Consider the following 21,666-nt stretch of genomic DNA (forward strand, 5'->3'; position numbering starts at 1 on the left):
CGAGGTGCCGCCGGTGCCGATCCACTTGCTGCCACCTTCATGCCGTTTTTGCTGTTCTTCGAGACGCTCTTTCAGCGTCTCCATAATCTCGTCCCAGCTGCCGAGAGAATTGATTTTCTCCATTTCCTCTTCGGACAGATATTTCTCAGCGACCGCTTTCAGCCAGTCGAGTGGAATATCTTCTTCCTGCGTTCCGTAGGTGGTTTCGATGCCCTTGAAGACTTTTGAAAACACCTGATCAAATCGATCCAGAAGACCTTCATCTTTCACAAAAGTGGCGCGGGAGAGATAATAAAATTCCTCCGGACTCCGCCGAATAACCTCCTTTTGGAGCGCCTCAAGCAGAACCAGATGTTCCTTGAGTGACGCTGAAATGCCAGCGGCCCTGAGTTCGTCCATGAAGTTAAAGAACATCGTCTGTGCCTTTGCTTAGCGCGCTTCGCGTTTCGCCATGAAGGCGAGGCGTTCGAACAGCATCACGTCCTGCTCATTCTTCAGCAACGCACCGTGCAATGGCGGGATCGCCTTGGTCGAGTCTTTCGACTGCAGCACTTCGAGCGGCATATCCTCGTTGAGAATCAGTTTCAGCCAGTCGAGCAATTCGCTGGTGCTTGGCTTTTTCTTGAGGCCCGGGACGTCACGGACATCGTAGAAGATGTCCATTGCCTTCTTAACAAGGATGCCCTGAATGTCGGGGAAATGGACGTTGATGATTTCCTGCATCGTCTGCCGATCGGGAAATTTGATATAGTGGAAGAAACAACGGCGCAGGAACGCGTCGGGCAGTTCCTTCTCGTTGTTCGAGGTAATGATCACGATTGGCCGTTCGACCGCCTTGATCGTCTCTTTCGTCTCGTAGACATGGAACTCCATGCGGTCGAGTTCTTGCAGAAGGTCGTTTGGAAATTCGATGTCCGCCTTGTCGATCTCGTCAATCAGCAGCACCGGCAGTTCGGGAGCGGTGAATGCCTCCCACAGCTTTCCCTTGCGGATATAGTTGGAAATATCGTGCACGCGTTCATCGCCCAGCTGACCGTCACGAAGACGCGCAACCGCATCATATTCATAAAGGCCCTGATGTGCTTTGGTGGTCGATTTAATGTTCCACTCGATCAGTGGTGTGCCCATTGCTTTGGCAATTTCATAGGCCAGAACCGTTTTGCCCGTACCGGGCTCGCCTTTGACGAGGAGAGGGCGCCGGAGGGTCATGGCAGCGTTGACAGCAACCTTCAGATCATCGGTTGCAACATAGTCCTTGGTACCGTCAAAACGCATAATTTCCTATTCCTTGCCATGAAAGTCGATGCACAGGCGATAGGGAAAACTAGCATTCTAGGCAAGTTAATCATTTAGTTAAGATTCGCGGGAGCTGACGAAGAATTTAACGGGAAAGGCGCATATTTCGGCGAGCTTCCAGAAGCTGCCAGAGACCGCGATGCTGGTTGAGCAGCTGTTCCGCGCCAAAATTCAACGCCCGTTCCAAAGCAGGCGTTTCCGCCAGGCGGCTGTTGAGGACAGACGTTTTGTCGACACTTGGCAGAATGGACGCGCGAGCTTCAACGCCGACACGCAAGGCGATCCGTTCCAGGATGTTTCTGATGAAATGCCAGTCCGCAACCAGTGCGATGGCTGCGCCAATGGCGCATCCGCTGCGATCGGACTGGGACAGCATCTCCAGTGCCTTGCGTTGATCATGCACGGCGGTGTTGCTGTGATCGTCCAGACTAACGCCCGAAATCGGGCCCGCAGCCACGGTCAACTTGGTCAGAAAAGCGCGTTCAGCAGCAAAGCCATCAGTCGCCTGGATAAGCCATTCGCGCGCAGCATCATCGACCGTCTTGGTCGCGGCATGATCGATTACGCCAGGATGGCGTCCGTGCAAAACGCACATGAAATGGGCGATGTCGGCGACATCGGCACCCGACAGGGTCGAAAAGTCTTCGGCGATAAGCTGGACATAGGGTGCCGTGTTGCTGCCATATGTGCCGGCATGTCTAGCGGATCCTGGCTGTGTCGCCATTTGTGCATTTTGTACTAGCATCGCGTTTCCGATATCCCGAAAATGCATTAAACATCTTCTTCTACCATCGACTATACGGGCGATACCTAAAGAGTCGGTTTACCTGCCGTTAGGGATTTGCAAACCATAGCGATCAGATTCCCGGTCGCGAGATTATTGATCCAAGAAACTCCGCATTTTGCGACTGCGACTAGGGTGCTTCAGTTTTCTGAGCGCCTTGGCTTCAATCTGCCGGATACGTTCGCGCGTGACGCTGAACTGCTGGCCGACTTCTTCGAGCGTGTGATCGGTGTTCATGCCGATACCGAAGCGCATGCGCAGCACGCGTTCTTCCCGAGGGGTCAGGCTTGCCAACACGCGGGTCACGGTTTCCTTAAGATTCGCCTGAATCGCGGCATCCACAGGGATGATCGCGTTCTTGTCCTCGATGAAGTCGCCGAGATGCGAATCTTCCTCGTCACCAATCGGTGTTTCGAGTGAAATCGGTTCCTTGGCAATTTTCATCACCTTGCGCACTTTTTCCAGCGGCATGGAGAGGCGTTCGGCCATTTCTTCCGGGGTCGGTTCACGGCCCTGTTCATGGAGGAACTGACGACTTGTGCGGACCAGCTTGTTGATCGTCTCGATCATGTGGACCGGAATACGGATGGTCCGGGCCTGATCGGCAATCGATCGCGTAATCGCCTGACGAATCCACCAGGTGGCATAGGTGCTGAACTTGTAGCCGCGGCGATATTCGAACTTGTCGACCGCTTTCATCAGGCCGATATTGCCTTCCTGAATAAGATCGAGGAACTGCAGGCCGCGATTGGTATATTTTTTGGCGATGGAAATCACGAGGCGAAGATTGGCCTCAACCATTTCCTTCTTGGCGATCCGCGCTTCACGCTCGCCTTTTTGCACCATGTTGACGATTCGGCGAAACTCGTCCAGCGAAGTGCCGGTGGCATTGGCGATGTCGGAAATTTCAGCCCGGATGCGATCCACGGCTTCAGCTTCCTTTTCGACAAAGGCGGCCCATTTCTTGTCGGTCTTGGCCATGCTTGCCAACCAGCCGTCGTCGAGTTCGTTGCCGACATAGCTTTCCAGAAACGCACGGCGTGGAACCTTGTGGCGCTCGGCCAGACGGAGCATCTGCCCGCCCAATGTGGTCAACCGGCGATTGAAGGAGTAAAGCTGGTCGACCAGAAACTCGATCTTGTTGGCGTGAAATTGTACGCTTTCCACCAGCGCGGTCAATTCTTCGCGCAAATTGTGATATTTATTCTCGGAAGCCGCCGGAAAATCCTTGCCCGCTGCCAGCGATTCCAGCCTCGTCGTCTGTAATTTCGAGAATTTCTTGAACACCGAGGTAATCAGCGCAAATTTCTCCAGCGCATCGGGTTTCAGAGCTTCTTCCATCTGTGCGAGGGAAAGAGTATTGTCTTCCTCTTCCTCTTCGACCACCCGCTTGGTGCGGCGTTCGGTCAGCTCTGCTTCTTCATCATCTTCGCCGTCGGCGGATTCTTCATCCTCGACCTCGTCATCATCCTTGAACGATGGGCCTGCGGTTTTCTCGCTGATTTCGCCATCGTCATCATCTTCGGCTTCTTCAAGATTTTCCGGGACAGGGTCCTTCGAGAGCATGGCATCAAGGTCGAGAATCTCGCGCAACTGCATTTCGCCGTCGTTGAGCGCGGTCGACCATTCGATGATCGCGTTAAATGTGGTCGGGCTTTCGCAAAGCCCCCAGATCATGGTGTCGCGGCCAGCTTCAATACGCTTGGCAATGGCAATCTCGCCTTCGCGGCTGAGCAATTCCACGGCGCCCATTTCGCGCAGATACATGCGCACCGGATCGTCGGTACGGTCAGCCGCGGCCTTTTTGGGAACAACGGCAGTGGTTTTTTTCTCTTTGTCCTTGCCGTCGATCGATTCGACTTCATCGCCGCCCAGTTCTTCGGCAACTTCCTCGTCATTCTCGACAATCCGGACACCCATTTCGGAGATTGCAGACATGACGTCTTCAATCTGCTCATTCTGGTCCTGGGGCAGGGCTTCATTCAGCTCGTCAATCGTCAGATAGCCGCGCTTTTTCCCATCCGCGATCAATTTCTTGATGGCGCTATCGTTGAGATCAATCAACGGTTCGTCTTCGGCTTTGGAATTGTTCACTTTACTTGCCAATGGCTGAGGCCCCTAATTTGAAACTATATAGTGTCGTCGATCTGGGTCAGGTCGACCAACCGCTCGTGAAATAACTGCTTCGCTTCGCGAAGGCGCTGCTGCTCGGCATAACTTTCTTCCGTAAGATCGTCCTGCACCCGCCGTGTTGCCTCTGCGAGAGCCGCTTCCAGTCCGGGACGTGCTGTCACCACTTTAATCGCTTCTGCCAAATCCCGATGTGCCCGTTCGATCAAAAGCGAAGGGGCATCGTCTGGCAGCTTGCGGTTGAAAGTGAAATTCAGCGCGTCGGCCCGTAACAGCCCTTTTGCGACATTATAACAATCTGTCTTCTCCAATATGGTAAGAAGGCCCTGCATATCAAGCGTTTCTTTGCGCATCGCGGCATTGATCAATTCGCCGAGCAAGGCCTGCAATTGCGAATCGGCCAATCTGATCGCGTTGAGCTCTTCAAAATGCGCGGAAATCCGGCACGGATGACGGATCAGCCCGCCCAATATACCCTTGGCAATCTGCAGGTCATATCCCTCGATCAAAAAGCTCTTGGTGTCATCCATCGGTTTGAAGGAGACAAATTTCGATGGAAATTTGCGGTTATTGTTCTGGAAGCGCCGGCCTTCGGGGCGACTGTCCTTCTGGGCAAAAAAGGCGGCTTGATAGCGTTCGTGAAATTCCTGCCGGTAATGCTGGGCAATATCCTGATCGGCAATATCGCGGACATGATCGGACAGGCGTTTTTTCAGGCCAGCCTTGGTTTCCGGCGTGTTGAGCGGCTCCGCGTCATATTCGACCTGCCAGATCTTGTCGTCGAGCGTCTGCGGTTTGGCGATCAAGGCAGCGAAGGCATGGGCGCCGTCGGAGCGAATCAGGTCATCGGGGTCCTGGCCGGCGGGAAGCGAAATGAAGTTCAGGCTGTGCGAGGGGCGCAAGATCGGCAGCGCCCGCAAGGCGGCCCGCATCGAAGCCTTTTGACCGGCATTGTCGCCGTCAAAGCAGAGGATCGGCGCCTCGACCATTTTCCAGATACGCTCGATCTGATGCTCGGTCAGCGCGGTGCCGAGCGGCGCGACGACGTCGTTGAAACCGGCCTGCGCCAGCGCGATGGCATCCATATAGCCCTCGACGACCAAGATCCGCCCGGTCTGGCGGGAGGCGGGTGAGGCCTTGTCGAGATTGTAGAGCGTGCGGCCCTTGTCGAACAACGGCGTGTCGGGGCTATTGAGATATTTCGGCTCGCCATCGCCCAAAATGCGGCCACCAAAGGCAATCACCCGGCCGCGCGGATCGCGGATCGGGATCATCAGCCGACCGCGGAACCGGTCATAGGGCTCCTTGTCATCGACCTTGATCAGCAGGCCAGCCTCGATCAGCTGGTCCATGCCGTGGACCGAGAGCGCTTGCTTGAGCCGTCCGCGCGAATCGGGGGCAAAGCCAAAGCCGAACTCGCGGATGGTATTCTCGGCAATGCCCCGGTTTTTCAGATATTCCCGCGCATGAGCGCCCTCAGTGCCGTTGAATTGCGCGACAAACCAGTCCTGCGCTGCCGCCATGACGTCATGCAGGGTGGCGCGGGTTTCCTGCCGTTGGGCCGCGCGGGGATCTGGGGCAGGCACTTCCATTTGCGCTTCGGCGGCCAGATCCTTGACCGCATCCATGAAGCCAAGACCGCGCTGTTCGGTCATCCAGCTGATGGCATCGCCATGCGCGCCGCAGCCGAAACAGTGATAAAAGCCCTTTTCGTCGTTGATCGTGAAGCTGGGCGATTTCTCGTTATGAAACGGACAGCATGCCTTATATTCCCGCCCCGCCTTCTGGATCTTAACTGTACGTCCGATCAGTGTCGACAAAGTGACACGCGATCGCAGTTCTTCGAGCCATTGCGGAGTGAGGGTCATGGGTTCAGCTCAAAGCCGCCTTCACCAGCGCGCTGGCCTTGCTCATGTCGATTTCGGTGCCGTGGCGTTTCTTGAGTTCGCCCATCAGCCGGCCCATGTCCTTCATGCCGTCGGCACCGAGTTCCGTCTTGATGCCATTGATCAGCGCGGCGGTGTCTTCGTCGCTCAGCTGCGCGGGGAGGAATTCCTCGATCACGCCAAGCTCCATTTTCTCCGCTGCTGCCAGTTCGGTGCGGCCACCAGTTTCGAACATCTCGATCGATTCGCGGCGTTGCTTGGCCATTTTCTGCAGCACGTCGATCAGGATGGTATCGTCATCACGCGGGTCTTCCTTGGTGCGCAGTTCGATGTCCTTGTCCTTGATCTTCGCCAGGATGCTGCGTGTGGCGGCGGTGCGATCCTTGTCACCGGCCTTCATGGCGGCAATTTGCGCGGCTTTCACGGTATCGCGAATCATGGCGTTCCTCATATTTTTGGAGTAAGCGACCACCATAGCGGGAAGATAATTATTTTCATAGATTGTGACGCCAGAAATCTGGCTCTAGGTCCCATGAAATTTTGCGCCTACGCCAGACCCAAAGGAACAGCCCATGACCAATGCCCATAATCCCGACGCTCCCGAGGGTGCAACAGGGATATTGGTATTGGCCGATGGCACGATCGTGTGGGGCAGGGGCTTTGGCGCGACCGGCTCTGCGGTCGGTGAAGTCTGCTTCAACACCGCGATGACCGGCTATCAGGAGGTGATGACCGACCCCAGCTATGCCGGGCAGATCGTGACTTTCACTTTCCCCCATATCGGCAATACCGGGACCAATGACGAGGATGTCGAGGCGGACAGCCCGCATGCTCTGGGCTGTATCGTCCGCGAGGATATTACTGCGCCGTCCAATTTCCGCGACCAGAAGCCGTTTGACCAGTGGATGGCGGAAAATGGCCGGATTGGCATTTCCGGTGTGGATACCAGGGCTTTGACCCGGCGGATCAGGGAAGCGGGCGCGCCCAATGCGGTGATCGCTTATGATCCGGAGGGCAAGTTCGATATCGACGAGTTGCTCGCCAAGGCGCGGGGCTGGGCGGGGCTGGAAGGCATGGATCTGGCCAAGGAAGTGACCGGGCACCAGACGCAGCTTTGGGACAAAGGTGGCATGTGGCGGCTGGGTCATGGCTATGCGCCGCTGGAAGAATTGGAAGCATCTTCGACCACCCGCCCGCATGTGGTGGCTATTGATTATGGCGCGAAGCGCAATATCTTCAGAAACCTTGTGAAGGCTGGCGCGAAAGTTACTGTAGTTCCTGCTGAAACTTCCTATGAAGAAATCATGGCATTGCAGCCGGCAGGTGTGTTTCTCTCCAATGGTCCCGGCGATCCGGCGGCGACTGGCGAATATGCGGTTCCGGTGATCCGGCAGTTGTTGGAGCAGGATATCCCGTTGTTCGGTATCTGCCTCGGTCACCAGATGCTCGCCCTCGCTGCGGGCGCCAAGACGGTCAAAATGCACCAGGGCCATCGCGGCGCCAATCATCCGGTGCAGCGGATCGGCGGCGGCTGGGACGCAACCGAAGGGCTGGTCGAGATCACCAGCATGAACCACGGCTTTGCGGTGGACAGCGAGACGCTGCCCGACAATATTCACGAAACCCACAAGAGCCTGTTCGACAGCAGCAATTGCGGCATCGAAATCATCGGCAAACGCGCCTTTGGTGTGCAATATCACCCCGAAGCGAGCCCTGGCCCGCAGGACAGTTTCTATCTGTTCGAGAAATTTGTCGGGGGACTGTCGTGATGCCCCATGAAAAACGTGGTTTAACAGGAGAGAGCCAATGAGAGCGCCGATGAAAATGATGTTGATTTTGCCCGTTGCCTCTCTGGCGCTGACCGGCCTGTCGGCTCGAAGCCTGACTCAGGACGATTTGAACGCGATTGCCGACGGTTGCAGTTTTCCGCGTGATTCCGTGCTTGTAGAAGGCAATGGCCGCGTCGGCCTCTATGATGATCCATCAAACAGGGACCAGACAGACGCTGCGCAGTGCGTCTATGGTCAGTTGCAACAATGGGGTGTCGATATTGTCGGTACGACCTTGGGGGCTGACGGCGAATAATGGCCTTCCTCATTAAAACTTCCTTGCCTGGAATTGTCTGTCTGTCGGCAAAAATTATCGAAGGCCCAAGCCAATGAGCGGACCAATTGATCCTGCGCATCTTGCCGAAGAATGGGCAATTGATGACGAAATCCTGCAAAATATGGCAGCTGGCGGCGATTTGTCGCATGTTGTGCGCGAAATTAACGTGCAATTTGTCGGGGCCGTTACCGATCTCAACAAGCTGAAGAATGATGCGGCGAAATGGGGCTTTCGCTCGGCGCTGGTCAACAACGAGGATGACGAGTGGGTGATCGAGCTGCAGATTGACCTCGACACCAGGCGCGACACGATCCGCGAACTGACCCGCAAATGCCTCGAGATCGAAAGCGAATATGATATCGACCATGATGGCTGGGGCTGTTTTGCGTGTAATGAGAATGGCGAAATTTCTGATGAGAATCCGGCTTGATGGTTGGGGGATCTGATATATCTTCTACCCTCATCTTCGGAGATGGCTGCCATCCCTCGCCCCCTTCAGGGGGGGAGGGACCGCTTCGCAGTGCGAAGCAGGGAGCGGGGGGAGTCGTTCTGATCCCCAAGTCACGCTCGCTTCGCTTTGCTCTGGCCCCCGCTCCCTGCCGCTTCGCGGCTGTCCCTCTCCCCCTGAAGGGGACGAGGGTTTATGCTGCCTGTCTCCATTTCCCGTTCATAATATCAAAAGATTGTTCACCTGACCAATGCCCAAAAGAACTGACATAAAATCCATCCTCATCATTGGCGCTGGCCCGATCATCATCGGCCAGGCCTGCGAGTTTGACTATAGCGGCACGCAGGCGTGCAAGGCGCTGAAGGAGGAGGGCTACCGGATCATCCTGGTCAACTCCAACCCGGCGACGATCATGACCGATCCGGAAATGGCGGATGCGACCTATATTGAACCGATTACGCCCGAAATTGTCGAAAAGATCATCGAAAAAGAACGGCCTGATGCGATTCTTCCCACTATGGGCGGACAGACGGCGCTGAACACGGCGCTGACGCTCAACAAGATGGGCGTGCTCGAAAAATATGGCGTGCAGATGATCGGCGCCGACGCCGAGGCGATCGACAAGGCCGAGGACCGCGAGAAGTTCAAGCGGGCGATGGACAAGATCGGTCTGGAAAGCCCGCGTTCGGCGATTGCCCATAATATGGAAGATGCGATGAAGGCGCTCGAGGAAATCGGCCTGCCGGCGATCATGCGGCCGAGCTTCACGATGGGCGGGGCCGGGGGCGGCGTGGCCTATAACCGCGAGGAATTCGTCCATTTTGTCAAGACATCGCTGGAGGCATCGCCGACCAACGAAGTGCTGATCGACGAATCCCTGATCGGCTGGAAAGAATATGAGATGGAGGTTGTCCGCGACAAGAAGGACAATTGCATCATCATCTGCTCGATCGAGAATGTCGATCCGATGGGCGTGCACACCGGTGACAGTATCACCGTTGCGCCGGCGCTGACCCTGACCGACAAGGAATATCAGATCATGCGCAACGCCAGCATCGCGGTGCTGCGCGAAATTGGCGTCGAAACCGGCGGTTCGAACGTCCAGTTCGCGGTCAATCCCAAGGATGGCCGGCTGGTCGTGATCGAAATGAATCCGCGGGTTTCGCGCTCCTCTGCGCTGGCGTCCAAGGCCACCGGCTTCCCGATTGCCAGCGTCGCCGCGAAACTGGCGGTCGGCTATACGCTCGACGAGATCGAGAATGACATTACCGGCGCTACTCCGGCCTCGTTCGAGCCAACGATCGACTATATCGTCACCAAGATTCCGCGCTTTGCCTTCGAGAAGTTCAAGGGTGCCGAGCCGTTGCTGTCGACCGCGATGAAGTCGGTCGGTGAAGTCATGGCGATTGGCCGCAATATCCATGAATCGATGCAGAAAGCGCTGCGCGGACTGGAAACCGGTCTCGACGGCTTCAACCGGGTGGAGGCGCTGATTGGCGCATCGCGCGAGGATATTGCCGCAGAACTGGCACGGGCAACGCCCGACCGTCTGCTGGTTGCCGCACAAGCGATGCGCGAAGGTTTTACCGACGCCGAAATCCATGACATTGCCGGGTTCGATCCCTGGTTCCTGGCCAGAATTCGGGAAATTATCGATGCCGAGCAGGACGTAATCGACCATGGTCTGCCCAATGATGCGCAGGCCTTGCGCAAGCTCAAATCCATGGGTTTTTCCGATCAAAGGCTGGCCAAGCTGGCGATTGATTCGGTCCATATTGCCGGCGGCGCCGGGCGCGCGGTTGCTGGCGGACGCGGGCTGGTGCATGACGCGCTTGCCGCAATGGCGGGGGCAACGACCGAAGCCGATGTCCGGGCCTTGCGCCACAAGCTGGGCGTGCGGCCGGTGTACAAGCGGATCGACACCTGCGCAGCGGAATTTGAAGCCAAGACGCCCTATATGTATTCGACCTATGAAGCGCCGATTTTTGGCGCGCCGGAATGCGAGGCGCAGCCATCGGATCGCAAGAAGATCGTCATCCTCGGCGGCGGTCCGAACCGGATCGGGCAGGGGATCGAGTTTGATTATTGCTGCTGTCACGCCTGTTACGCGCTGTCGGATGCCGGCTATGAAACGATCATGGTCAATTGCAATCCGGAAACCGTGTCGACCGATTATGATACATCCGACCGGCTCTATTTCGAGCCGCTGACCGCCGAGGACGTACTCGAAATCCTGCACGTCGAACAGCAGTCCGGCGAACTGGTTGGCGTGGTTGTGCAATTTGGCGGGCAGACGCCGCTGAAACTGGCGCAGGCGCTGGAAGACGCGGGTATCCCGATCCTCGGCACCTCGCCGGATGCGATTGATCTCGCCGAAGACCGCGAGCGTTTTGCCAAGCTGGTCCACAAGCTGAAACTCAAGCAGCCGGAAAACGGCATGGCCCGGACCCGCGACGAAGCGGTGAAAATCGCCGAGCGTATCGGCTATCCGGTATTGATCCGGCCAAGTTTCGTGCTTGGCGGCCGGGCGATGGAAATTGTCGACGGCCCGGCCCAGCTGGAAGATTATATCAACACCGCGGTGCAGGTGTCGGGTGACAGTCCGGTGCTGGTCGACCAATATCTGCGCGATGCGATCGAAGTGGATGTCGATGCGATCTGCGACGGCGACGAAGTCGTGGTTTGCGGCGTGCTCCAGCATATCGAGGAAGCCGGAGTCCACTCGGGCGACAGCGCCTGCACGATTCCGCCTTATAATCTCAGCGATGAGATCATCGCCGAAATGGAACGGCAGACCGAGGCACTGGCCTTCGGTCTGAAGGTCAAGGGGCTGATGAACATCCAGTTCGCGGTCAAGGACGGTGAAGTCTATCTGATCGAGGTCAATCCGCGCGCCAGCCGGACGGTGCCTTTCGTCGCCAAGGCGATCGGCGTGCCGATTGCCAAGATCGCCTCGCGGGTGATGGCCGGAGAAAAGCTCAAGGACCTGCCGGTGATCAACCGGCATATCGACTATATTGCCGTGAAAGAGGCGGTGTTCCCGTTCAACCGTTTCCCCGGTGTCGATCCGGTGCTGTCGCCGGAAATGAAATCGACCGGCGAAGTCATGGGCATCGACCAGAATTTCCCGATCGCCTTTGCCAAGGCGCAACTGGGTGCGAGCAACATATTGCCGGATAGCGGGACGATCTTCATCTCGGTCAAGGAAACCGACAAGAAGGTGATCGAGCCGGCCGCGCGGCTGGCCGAGAAGCTTGGCTTCCGTCTGATCGCTACGTCCGGAACCGCAGATTATCTGACCGAACAGGGGATCAAGGTCGAGAAGGTTAACAAGGTCGCCGAGGGACGCCCGCATATCGTCGACCGGATCAAGGACGGCGATGTCAATCTGATCTTCAATACAACCGAAGGCTGGCAGTCGCTCAAGGATTCTAAATCGATCCGGGCGGCGGCGCTGGTTGGTAAAATTCCGATCTATACAACCGCCACCGCAAGCAATGCCGCGATGCAGGCGATTGAGGCCCTGCGCGATCAGACTCTTGAAGTTCGCGCGTTACAGTCCTATTATAAGGCTTCGCAGACTTAATTTTCCGACATTTGTCACACTGCGGGCGGTCTTCGTAAAGGGGCGCGCCGGGAAACTGTTTTTGACGCTGCACGGCTGAAATCGGTAGCGTATCAATAAGGAAAGGCCAAAATAATGGCTGTTGAAAAAGTACCAATGCTGGCCGAAGGCCATGTTAAGATGGAAGCCGAACTCAAGGCGCTGAAACTGGAGCGTCCGATCATTGTCGACGCGATCGAAACCGCGCGCGCTCATGGCGATCTGTCGGAAAATGCCGAATATCATGCTGCCAAGGAACGCCAGGGCCAGGTCGAGGCCACCATTGGCGATCTCGAGGACAAATTGTCCCGCGCCCAGGTCATTGATCCGAAGACCCTGTCCGGTGACAAGGCTGTGTTCGGCGCAACGCTGACCTTGCGCGACGAAAATGACAAGGCGGTAAAATATCAGCTGGTCGGCCAGGCGGAAGCCGATGCCAAGGCTGGCATGATCAGCTATAATTCACCGATTGGCCGGGCCTTGATCGGCCGCAGTGTCGGCGACGATATCGAAGTGACCGTGCCGTCCGGCGACAAATATTTCCTGCTCGAGAAGATCGAGTTCATCTAAATCCGATGAATATGCCAGCGGGAAAACTGACCAACGGGCTGATCATCGCCAATGTCGTGATTTTCCTGATAATCTGGATTTTCGGCTGGCAGCAGCAAGCGCTGCTGCGCGGCGGCTTTTTCCCGATCCGGTTGAGCGGAGAAGCGCTTGATCTGGCCGCCTATGGCTGGCTGGTGCCGGCCTGGCTGACCCCGCTTTCCTCGGCCTTTTTGCACAGCGGGCTGCTGCACATCAGTTTCAACATGCTGATGCTGCTGTTTTGCGGCCGGTTTGTCGAGCAGGCGATGGGGCCGGGGCTGATGGCGATCCTCTATGTCGTCGGTGCCTATGCGGCGGCCTTTGCGCAATATGCAGTCGACAGCGGTTCGATGATCCCGATGGTCGGCGCGAGCGGCGCGATTTCTGCAATATTGGGCGCCTATGCGCTTTTGTTCGCGCGCAACCGGGTTGATGCGGTTGGGCCGATTCCGGGTCATGTCGTGCGCATCATATGGCTAACGCTGGCGTGGGTCGGCATTCAGCTGATGATCGGCGTAGCCACCAGCGGAAGCCTTCAGGGCATCGCAATTTTCGCGCATATTGGCGGATTTGTTGCAGGCCTGCTACTTACTCGACCATTGCTCGAATGGCGTTTCCGCAGCGCCTAGGCTTCGTCCGGCAGGTCCGGCTCGAGCAGCTTGTGCAAATGGACGACAACATATTTCATCTCGGCATCGTCGACCGTCATCTGGGCTTTTGAACGCCAGGCGTCCTCCGCTGCGTCATAGTCGGGATAGACTCCGACCAGATCCATCTGGTCGAGATTGACGAATTCCACTCCGCGTGGATCCTTGACCCGTCCGCCCATCACCAGATGAATTTTGCTGCGCTGTTCGCTCATTTTTTGCCCTGATTTTCTTCTTTCACCGCATCCTGTGCTGCGGCCATCGCGGTCTTAGCAGCCTCGATGGCTTTGCCAAACAGATCTTTGAACTGCGAGCGCATATTGTCATTGCTCAGACCCAGTTCACCGATCTGGTCGCGGCTCGCATCCTTGGCGGCCTGATAAGCGGTTTTTGCGGTCTCGTTGATCTTGCGGCCAGCGCCACCGACATATTTTTCTTCGGCTTTGCTTTTCGGCAGCAGCATCCCGATGAGGACGCCCAGAGCGGCACCACCAGCGACAATCGCCAGCGGGCTGTTGGAAATGGTTTCTTCGGACTTGGCCACGGCCTTTTTCGTCGCATCCCTGGTTGCTGCCACGCTCTCGGCGGCTTTTTCGCGCCCTTCGCCGAGGAGGGCCGCAGCCTTTTTCGCTGCCTCCCTGGTAGCCGCGACGCTTTCAGCGGCTTTTTCACGTCCTTCGCCAAGCAGGGCTGCTGCCCGTGCTTTGCTTTCGGACATTTTTTCGCGGGCGACGAGAGAACCTTCGGTGGCAATTTCTCTTGCCGTTTCGAGCCGTTCGCGGGATGCGGCGCGGGCTTTGTCAATATTGTCGGTCAGTTTGTTCATAGTCTATTCCTCGATTGGATCTGGCTCTGATGTTTTGCGGTTGGCGATAAGCTTGGCAATCGGTTTGCGCATCGCGATCAGGGTCGCGGTCGCTGCTACGGTTGCGGTGATGCCCGGATTGGCCCGGACTGCGCCGATTGCGCTTGCCCCGGCTTTCCGGACGCGCCCTGCGGCCTTGCTCTTTGCTTCTGTTATCAGATTGGCCGGTTGCAACCGCTTCCTTGTCTCGGCCGTATCCTTCTTCAGATTCGCACGCGCCTGATCCCGGTCGATCGCCAGGTCGCGCAGGCTGAATATCTCGTCATTTTTTCTCGGCATCATCATTCTCACGCATCATTTTCATCCAACGGCAGCTTTCTCGCCCGTTTGATCGCCATGCTCATGGTGATCGTGGCCACCAGCAGCGCCGACCCCGTAACTATGCCTGTTGAAGCCAACGGGCCAAAATAGTCAGACAGGACCAGCAATATTCCCAGGATCAGGGCAATGATCGCCATCGATCCAAATAGTATCGCAATGCCGGCCAGCGCCACAACACGCTTGGTCGCTGCCATATTGACTGACAGTTTGGCACGATAATATTCGACCTCGGCACGGGCCAATATGCGCACGTCCTCGATCAGGCCGGTGACCTGTGATGTCAGAGTCTTTTCTTCCGTGTCACCCGCAGCCGACGCTGCGGCCTCGCCGGGAAGAGGCTCGTCATCCAAAACTGGAATATCCTTGTCCTGCAACATCCGTCACCCGTTAATATGGTGGCGCCATGCTACACTCATGCGTCGCGATCATCCATCCCTGATTTGATCAAGCGGGATATCAGAAATCCGACCACGGCTGCTGCACCGATGGCCACGGCCGGGCTTTTGCGGACGTAGTCGCGCGCGTCATCAACCATTTCATCAATTTCCTTGGCGTTGAGCTTTTCGGCAAAGGAGGACACGGCGTCTGCTGCCGAACGGGCATAGTCGCCGTATTTTTCGCCGACATTGTCGTCGATGGTTCTTGCACTATCCTCGATCATCTTGCTCAGATTCTCGATCGCAGTGCCGGTGCGTTCCTTGCCCTGGCTGGCAGCCGATTTGGCTTTCGTCAAAGCGCGATCCTTGAAATCCACCGTGGTGTCTTTCTTCGTTGCCGCAGCTTTGGTCGCGCCGGCTTTCAGCGGAGCAGCTTTTTGCGCTTTTGTTGTGCGCGTTTCCGATGTGTCTTTTTGGGGCGCAGCCTTCTTGGTTGCGGCTTTCTTGGCGGCGGGTTTCTTTGCCGCGGCTTTTGTCGTCGACTTTGCGGTTGGTTTCTTGACTTCTGCCATATCAATATTCCTTCTTCATTTGTCTCTTGCCAACATTCCACAAGCGGAAAGCGTCCCATTTGTAGCTCCACTTATACTCGAAATGGGATCATTTGCTTTTGAATCAAGGGCAAGGCAGCGATAAAAGCGGTGCAATGGATTGCAAGAAGCCGGTCATCGCGATAAGGCCATGGCCAACATTTATCCTTCATTCGGAGCATCATCATGACCGCAATAATCGACCTTCATGCCCGCCAGATTCTGGATAGTCGGGGTAACCCGACGGTAGAGGTTGATATATTGCTCGAGGATGGCAGCTTTGGCCGCGCGGCGGTCCCTTCCGGCGCTTCCACCGGGGCCTATGAAGCGGTCGAATTGCGCGATGGCGACCAGAGCAAATATCTCGGCAAGGGCGTTCTCAAGGCAATTGCTGCAGTCAATGGCGAGATCAAGGATGCGCTGACCGATCTGGATGCCGAAGACCAGGAGGAACTGGATGCGGTGATGATTGCGCTTGATGGTACGGCAAACAAAAGCAGACTGGGCGCCAATGCGATATTGGGTGTCAGTCTGGCCGTAGCAAAAGCCGCTGCTGACGCGCGGGGCCTGCCTTTATACCGCTATGTCGGCGGCGTTTCGGCGCATGTCCTGCCGGTACCGATGATGAACATCATCAACGGCGGCGAGCATGCCGACAATCCGATTGATTTTCAGGAATTCATGGTGATGCCAGTGGGCGCGGAAAGCCTCTCGGAAGCGGTCCGCTGGGGATCGGAAATATTCCATACGCTGAAAAAGGGCCTGTCCGAAAAAGGACTGGCCACGGCGGTGGGCGACGAAGGCGGCTTTGCTCCCAATCTCGGGTCAACCCGCGAAGCGCTCGATTTTATCATGGCTTCGGTGGAAAAGGCCGGGTTCAAGATCGGTGATGAAGTGGTGCTGGCGCTGGATTGCGCCGCCACGGAATTTTTCAGGGATGGCAAATATCACATTTCCGGCGAAGGCAAGGTGCTCAGCCCGGCTGAAATGTCAGACTATCTGGCCGATCTGTGCCGGGACTATCCGATCAAGTCGATCGAGGATGGCATGTCTGAAGATGATTTTGAGGGCTGGAAACTGATCACCGATGCGGTTGGTGATAAGGTGCAGCTGGTTGGCGACGATCTTTTTGTGACCAATCCCGAACGCCTTTCCATGGGTATTGCAGACGGGCTGGCCAATTCGCTGCTGGTGAAGGTCAACCAGATCGGAACCTTGTCCGAAACCCTGGCGGCCGTACGGATGGCACAAAATGCATCCTATACGGCGGTAATGTCGCACCGATCCGGCGAGACCGAAGATTCGACTATTGCCGATCTGGCGGTTGCCACCAATTGCGGTCAGATCAAGACCGGCAGTCTGGCACGATCGGACCGGTTGGCCAAATATAACCAGTTGATCCGGATCGAGGAAGAATTGGGCAATGTTGCGCGTTACGCAGGACGCTCAATTTTCAGTTGATCGCCAACTCCTCGTTTTTGGCGGGCGTTTGGGCGCTGAAACGCCAAATTGGTTATTAAGCCTCTTGCCAGCGAATCACTTTTCTGATTCAAGGTAAATCTATGGCGCAACGCGAAAAAATTTCAGGTTTGATAAGAGCGGCTCTTGGGCCCGGATTTGCATTGATGACTCTGCTTGCCATTGCGGGCTATGCCGTGCTCGGACCAACCGGGGTTTTGGCATGGGGCGAATATCAGGCAAAACTGGAAACGCGCGGGGTCGAGCTAGCCAAGCTGCAAACCGAACGCGCTGCTTTGAAGAACCGGGTAGAGCTGCTGGATCCGCAGGGCGCTGATCCGGATTTGATCGGTGAGCTGCTGCGCAAGAAGGTCAATGTGGTCCATCCCGACGAGATTATCGTTCCGCTGAAATAGCGTTCGGCTGTTTCCACTGGCAATCACAAATTTTGGATGGTGACCGAGTCTAAGTGCTTGGGTAACGGCGTAGTTTTGGCTATGCTAATGGCTCTTCAAAAAAAGGATCCCGCTCGCGTGGCAAAAGCTCCCCGGAAAACCGCCCCAGCCAAAAAACCTGCTGCGCCCAAGCGCGCGCCAGCCAAAGCCAAGCCGGTGGTTCATTCCACGGGCGGACTGACGGCACCGATTTACAATGCAACCAAGGCAGAGATGCTGGACTTTTATGAGCAGATGCTGCTCATCCGCCGCTTCGAGGAAAAGGCGGGGCAGCTCTATGGCCTCGGCCTGATCGGGGGATTTTGCCATCTCTATATTGGTCAGGAAGCGGTCGTGACCGGTCTGCAATCGGCGATCAACCCCGGCAAGGACAGCGTCATTACCGGCTATCGCGATCATGGCCATATGCTGGCCTGCGGGATTGACCCGAATATCGTGATGGCGGAACTCACCGGCCGCGCGTCGGGTATTTCGAAAGGCAAGGGCGGTTCGATGCACATGTTCTCGGTCGACCACGGCTTTTATGGCGGTCACGGCATTGTCGGCGCGCAGGTCTCGCTCGGCACCGGTCTGGCCTTTGCCCATAAATATAGAGAAGATGGCGGCGTCTGCCTGGCCTATTTCGGCGACGGCGCTTCCAATCAGGGGCAGGTTTACGAAAGCTTCAACATGGCGGAACTCTGGCAGTTGCCGGTGATCTTCGTGATCGAGAATAACCAATATGCCATGGGCACGAGCGTCAATCGCTCCTCCGCCGAAGACCAGTTGTACCGGCGCGGAGAAAGCTTTCGCATTCCAGGCGTGCAAGTGGACGGCATGGATGTGCTGGCGGTTCGCGGTGCCGTGGAAGAAGTGTTGAAGGATGTGCGCAGCGGCGGTGGTCCGGTGTTGATGGAGCTCAAGACCTACCGCTATCGCGGCCACTCCATGTCCGATCCGGCCAAATATCGCAGCCGTGACGAGGTCCAGGATGTGCGCGAGAAATCCGATCCGATCGAACGCTTGAAAGCGGCCTTGCTGAAAAAAGGCGTGAAAGAAGAGGATTTGAAAGCACTGGACAAAAAGGTCCGCAAGACGGTGATGGAAGCGGCTGACTTTGCCGAGGAATCGCCGGAACCGGACCTGTCCGAACTGTATACCAACGTGCTGGTGGAGCAATATTGATGGCGATCCAACTCAAAATGCCCGCCCTGTCGCCAACCATGGAAGAAGGCACGCTGGCCAAATGGTTCGTCAAGGAAGGCGATACCGTCACTTCCGGAGACATTTTGGCGGAAATCGAAACCGACAAGGCAACGATGGAATTTGAAGCGATCGACGAAGGCGTGATCACGAAAATATTGATCGCCGCAGGAACCGATGAAGTTGCGGTCGGCACAGTCATTGCCGAAATGGTCGGAGAAGATGAAGAGGCCGACCCGGCCGCTGATGCAGAGCCAGCCAGCGCAGCCAAGGAAGAAGCCAAGCCCGAAGCCGTTGAGGAAGCGAAGCCTGAAATTATGGAAAGCGCACCACCGGCTCCGATTTCAAGGGCCGATGATCCGTCTGTGCCTGAAGGCACCAAGATGGTTTCGCTGGCGGTTCGGGAAGCGTTGCGTGATGCCATGGCCGAGGAAATGCGCAAGGACGACACGGTCTTTGTGATGGGCGAAGAAGTCGCCGAATATCAGGGTGCTTACAAGGTTACCCAGGGCCTGCTCGAGGAATTTGGCGGCAAGCGGGTGATCGATACACCGATTACCGAACATGGTTTCGCCGGCATTGGTGCCGGAGCGGCGATGGGTGGTCTGAAGCCGATTGTCGAATTCATGACCTTCAATTTTGCCATGCAGGCGATCGACCAGATCATCAATTCGGCGGCCAAGACCAATTATATGTCCGGCGGCCAGATGCGCTGTCCGATTGTGTTTCGCGGTCCCAATGGCGCGGCTTCCCGGGTGGGTGCGCAGCATAGTCAGAATTACGGACCCTGGTATGCCTCGGTTCCGGGACTGATCGTGATCGCGCCTTATGATGCGGCGGATGCCAAAGGCTTGCTGAAAGCGGCGATCCAGTCTCCCGATCCCGTCGTGTTTCTGGAAAATGAACTGCTCTACGGTCGGTCATTCGAAGTGCCCGAAATCGACGATTATACGCTGCCGATCGGCAAGGCGCGGATCATGCGCGAAGGCAGCGATGTCACGATTGTCAGCTATTCTATCGGCGTCGGTCTGGCGCTGGAAGCGGCAGACAGTCTGGCCGCTGAGGGAATTGAAGCGGAAGTCATCGATCTGCGCACGCTGCGGCCGCTGGATACAGAGACGGTTCTCAAGAGTCTCGCCAAGACCAACCGAATGGTTGTTGCCGAAGAAGGCTGGCCGACCTGTTCGATATCGAGCGAAATCATCGCCTTGTGTATGGAGCAGGGCTTTGACGATCTCGATGCGCCGGTGCTGCGGGTGACCAATGAAGATGTCCCGCTGCCTTATGCCGCCAATCTGGAAAAAGCGGCGCTGATCGACAGCGACCGGATCATCACAGCGGTGAAAAAGGTCTGCTATCGATAGGGTCTTGCTGTTCTAAAGCGGTTTAGCTGAAACCATCATATATATCGCAATCGGCAACCGGATCATTGCCCGTTCGATCATAGATTTGCGTCAAATCCCGACGGTCGCGCACGTTGAAGGCGCCGCGCGTCGTGATCGTGCGCGTGTTGGTGAAGCTTCTCGATATCAAGGGCTGATAGTCGTAGGAAATTTCAACAAAGATAACGGCCTGATTGGCAGGGGCTGTTACGCGGGCACCTGGCGGACCCATGCCGTTGGTCGGCCGGGATGAAGAGTTTGCGCCCTCGGTTCCATAGCTGGATATATGCGTCTTTTTGCCTTTGCATCGCTGCCAATTGATATATTGATCGCCATCGCTATGCATTTCGAGACTGCTGATGATGATACGGCCATTTTCAAATATATCTATATATTTACCGGCCTGTTTGTCCGCACCGACAAGCAGATCATCAATATCGCTTTCGTAAATTTTCTTGGCAGACAATAATGAGCCTTCGCCAATACGCGATGCATTGTCGGCAACGTGCATGGAAACCTGATTGACACGCATTCTGACCATCGCAACATTTGCGACTTCGGCACCATACATTCCAATACCCATTAAAATCGGCAGGGAATATGCCAATTCAATGAGCGCAAGGCCGCTCGTATTGACCGCAAGAGCAGACAATGTCCGTTTGATAAACAAGCAGGGTTTCAGCCCGCCAAGCTTTCGGCTTAGGTACAATTTTTTATCCCCCCGCGTGCGGATTGTTCACCGAATGGCTGGTTGCGAACAACAGTGCTGGCCTGAATAACTTCCTCTTGCGAAAGCCCGATCAGTTCCGCCACGGGAAATAGACGGGGATATGTAATCCTGACGGTATATAATACGGCATCTTTTGCATTGCCTTGCCCGCTAGCGCCTCTGTCGGCATCCCAACTGTCATTTTCATTGACGTCATCATAAGGTTCGCCATTATTGCATTCACCGTCATTATTGCTGTCGGTAAAATCTTCAGGTTGCGCGACATCCGAAAAACTATTGTAATTCTGACGTTGAAATTCAAAATTTGAAATCGGTTCGTCTTGAATGACGGGCAACATCAGTTCCTTCACGCGATCATCAATAGCGCCGGCGTCGGCCGAGCCATTGTCAAGGCTGGCATCGCGCGCGGCCTTTTGCACGGAACCTTGCAATATGGCTGTCGCATAAATGCGATGTCCAATATCCAACATGCCCATTATCAACAGGATAAGCACGGGCGCGACCAGCGCGAATTCGACCAGCGCCGCGCCCACATCATCCTTTTTAAGGGTGCGGAATTTGTTCAGAAATTCCGGCATCAGTTCGTCAGTCGCAGTTGCGAGATGTCGTTTGCGATCGAACGAAAATTCGTCAACAATTCGGCACTATTGCTGGCGTTGTAGAATTTGCCGGAGGTCGCACAATTGCGCAAATTATTTATCGCACTTGAACTTACGCCGTCACCAAATGACACAACCCACAAGGTAATATTCTGGTTTTTAATGGCACTGCACATTGCCAGAAAGCGACTGTTTACCTGTGTTGTGAGATCATTGTT

General features: G+C 56.0%; 22 protein-coding genes and 2 pseudogenes. 10 read left to right on the top strand and 14 right to left on the bottom strand.

Annotated features, from left to right (window positions below):
• The 6 genes and pseudogenes from V7665_RS09540 to V7665_RS09565 all read right to left on the bottom strand — a co-directional run.
• Positions 1-414 (bottom strand): annotated as a pseudogene (locus V7665_RS09540) (VWA domain-containing protein); the annotation flags it as partial.
• Between the two features lie 15 nt (positions 415-429).
• Positions 430-1,275 carry an AAA family ATPase gene (locus V7665_RS09545; RefSeq protein ID WP_335664307.1) on the bottom strand — a complete coding sequence of 282 codons (846 nt, stop codon included), beginning with the start codon at positions 1,273-1,275 and terminating at the stop codon, positions 430-432.
• Positions 1,276-1,381: 106 nt separating this feature from the next.
• Positions 1,382-2,041 carry a DUF6975 family protein gene (locus V7665_RS09550; protein WP_335664308.1) on the bottom strand — a complete coding sequence of 220 codons (660 nt, stop codon included), beginning with the start codon at positions 2,039-2,041 and terminating at the stop codon, positions 1,382-1,384.
• 132 nt (positions 2,042-2,173) lie between these two features.
• The gene (gene rpoD, locus V7665_RS09555) at positions 2,174-4,186 is read right to left on the bottom strand and encodes an RNA polymerase sigma factor RpoD (protein WP_335664309.1); all 2,013 of its coding nucleotides are present in this window, start codon (positions 4,184-4,186) and stop codon (positions 2,174-2,176) included.
• A 23-nt stretch (positions 4,187-4,209) separates the two neighbouring features.
• Positions 4,210-6,078 carry a DNA primase gene (gene dnaG, locus V7665_RS09560; protein ID WP_335664310.1) on the bottom strand — a complete coding sequence of 623 codons (1,869 nt, stop codon included), beginning with the start codon at positions 6,076-6,078 and terminating at the stop codon, positions 4,210-4,212.
• A gap of 4 nt (positions 6,079-6,082) precedes the next feature.
• On the bottom strand, positions 6,083-6,535 hold the full coding sequence (locus V7665_RS09565) for a GatB/YqeY domain-containing protein (RefSeq protein WP_335664311.1): 453 nt from the start codon (positions 6,533-6,535) through the stop codon (positions 6,083-6,085).
• A 133-nt stretch (positions 6,536-6,668) separates the two neighbouring features.
• Between V7665_RS09565 and carA the strand changes: the two genes are divergently transcribed.
• From carA to V7665_RS09595, 6 genes are all read left to right on the top strand, one after another.
• Entirely contained in the window at positions 6,669-7,865 is a 1,197-nt protein-coding gene (carA, locus tag V7665_RS09570; RefSeq protein ID WP_335664312.1) for a glutamine-hydrolyzing carbamoyl-phosphate synthase small subunit, read from the top strand.
• Positions 7,866-7,914: 49 nt separating this feature from the next.
• The gene (locus tag V7665_RS09575) at positions 7,915-8,181 is read left to right on the top strand and encodes a hypothetical protein (RefSeq protein ID WP_335664313.1); all 267 of its coding nucleotides are present in this window, start codon (positions 7,915-7,917) and stop codon (positions 8,179-8,181) included.
• Positions 8,182-8,254: 73 nt separating this feature from the next.
• Positions 8,255-8,632, top strand: coding sequence for a ribonuclease E inhibitor RraB (locus V7665_RS09580; RefSeq protein ID WP_335664314.1), 378 nt, complete (start codon positions 8,255-8,257; stop codon positions 8,630-8,632).
• 268 nt (positions 8,633-8,900) lie between these two features.
• Positions 8,901-12,236, top strand: coding sequence for a carbamoyl-phosphate synthase large subunit (carB, locus tag V7665_RS09585; RefSeq protein WP_335664315.1), 3,336 nt, complete (start codon positions 8,901-8,903; stop codon positions 12,234-12,236).
• A 111-nt stretch (positions 12,237-12,347) separates the two neighbouring features.
• Positions 12,348-12,824, top strand: a complete 477-nt coding sequence (gene greA, locus V7665_RS09590) for a transcription elongation factor GreA (protein WP_335664328.1) — start codon at positions 12,348-12,350, stop codon at positions 12,822-12,824.
• Positions 12,825-12,829: 5 nt separating this feature from the next.
• On the top strand, positions 12,830-13,471 hold the full coding sequence (locus V7665_RS09595) for a rhomboid family intramembrane serine protease (RefSeq protein ID WP_335664316.1): 642 nt from the start codon (positions 12,830-12,832) through the stop codon (positions 13,469-13,471).
• On the opposite strand, the gene V7665_RS09600 is transcribed toward V7665_RS09595, so the two are convergent.
• The 5 genes from V7665_RS09600 to V7665_RS09620 all read right to left on the bottom strand — a co-directional run bounded on the left by V7665_RS09600 (position 13,468) and on the right by V7665_RS09620 (position 15,624).
• Positions 13,468-13,704 carry a DUF4170 domain-containing protein gene (locus V7665_RS09600; RefSeq protein ID WP_335664317.1) on the bottom strand — a complete coding sequence of 79 codons (237 nt, stop codon included), beginning with the start codon at positions 13,702-13,704 and terminating at the stop codon, positions 13,468-13,470. The two genes, V7665_RS09595 and V7665_RS09600, sit on opposite strands and share 4 nt — an antisense overlap.
• On the bottom strand, positions 13,701-14,315 hold the full coding sequence (locus V7665_RS09605; RefSeq protein WP_335664318.1) for a hypothetical protein: 615 nt from the start codon (positions 14,313-14,315) through the stop codon (positions 13,701-13,703). Before V7665_RS09605 ends, V7665_RS09600 begins: the two co-directional genes overlap by 4 nt.
• A 3-nt stretch (positions 14,316-14,318) precedes the next feature.
• Complete coding sequence (locus V7665_RS09610; RefSeq protein WP_335664319.1) at positions 14,319-14,639, bottom strand: hypothetical protein; 321 nt, start codon at positions 14,637-14,639, stop codon at positions 14,319-14,321.
• A 2-nt stretch (positions 14,640-14,641) separates the two neighbouring features.
• Positions 14,642-15,025: a phage holin family protein gene (locus tag V7665_RS09615; RefSeq protein ID WP_335664320.1), complete on the bottom strand. Its 384-nt coding sequence runs from the start codon at positions 15,023-15,025 to the stop codon at positions 14,642-14,644.
• 62 nt (positions 15,026-15,087) lie between these two features.
• Positions 15,088-15,624, bottom strand: a complete 537-nt coding sequence (locus tag V7665_RS09620; protein ID WP_335664321.1) for a hypothetical protein — start codon at positions 15,622-15,624, stop codon at positions 15,088-15,090.
• A 204-nt stretch (positions 15,625-15,828) separates the two neighbouring features.
• On the opposite strand from V7665_RS09620, the gene eno reads away from it, so the two are divergent.
• The 4 genes from eno (at position 15,829) to V7665_RS09640 (ending at position 20,101) form a co-directional block, all read left to right on the top strand.
• Positions 15,829-17,103, top strand: a complete 1,275-nt coding sequence (gene eno / locus V7665_RS09625; RefSeq protein ID WP_335664322.1) for a phosphopyruvate hydratase — start codon at positions 15,829-15,831, stop codon at positions 17,101-17,103.
• 164 nt (positions 17,104-17,267) lie between these two features.
• Positions 17,268-17,516 carry an FtsB family cell division protein gene (locus tag V7665_RS09630; protein ID WP_335664323.1) on the top strand — a complete coding sequence of 83 codons (249 nt, stop codon included), beginning with the start codon at positions 17,268-17,270 and terminating at the stop codon, positions 17,514-17,516.
• A gap of 87 nt (positions 17,517-17,603) precedes the next feature.
• Positions 17,604-18,719 (top strand): pyruvate dehydrogenase (acetyl-transferring) E1 component subunit alpha, encoded by a 1,116-nt coding sequence (gene pdhA / locus V7665_RS09635; RefSeq protein WP_442955208.1) that lies wholly within the window; start codon positions 17,604-17,606, stop codon positions 18,717-18,719.
• Entirely contained in the window at positions 18,719-20,101 is a 1,383-nt protein-coding gene (locus tag V7665_RS09640; protein WP_335664325.1) for a pyruvate dehydrogenase complex E1 component subunit beta, read from the top strand. Before pdhA ends, V7665_RS09640 begins: the two co-directional genes overlap by 1 nt.
• Before the next feature lie 22 nt (positions 20,102-20,123).
• Here V7665_RS09640 and V7665_RS09645 read toward each other — a convergent pair whose 3' ends face one another.
• The 3 genes and pseudogenes from V7665_RS09645 to V7665_RS09655 all read right to left on the bottom strand — a co-directional run.
• Positions 20,124-20,702, bottom strand: coding sequence for a hypothetical protein (locus V7665_RS09645; protein WP_335664326.1), 579 nt, complete (start codon positions 20,700-20,702; stop codon positions 20,124-20,126).
• Positions 20,703-20,818: 116 nt separating this feature from the next.
• A complete protein-coding gene (locus V7665_RS09650) occupies positions 20,819-21,427 on the bottom strand; it encodes a TadE/TadG family type IV pilus assembly protein (RefSeq protein ID WP_335664327.1) in 609 nt (202 codons plus the stop codon).
• A pseudogene (locus V7665_RS09655) lies at positions 21,427-21,666 on the bottom strand (hypothetical protein); the annotation flags it as partial. The pseudogene V7665_RS09655 and the gene V7665_RS09650, both read right to left, overlap by 1 nt.

The sequence above is a fragment of the Parasphingorhabdus sp. genome, from assembly GCF_036964675.1.
Lineage (GTDB): Bacteria > Pseudomonadota > Alphaproteobacteria > Sphingomonadales > Sphingomonadaceae > Parasphingorhabdus.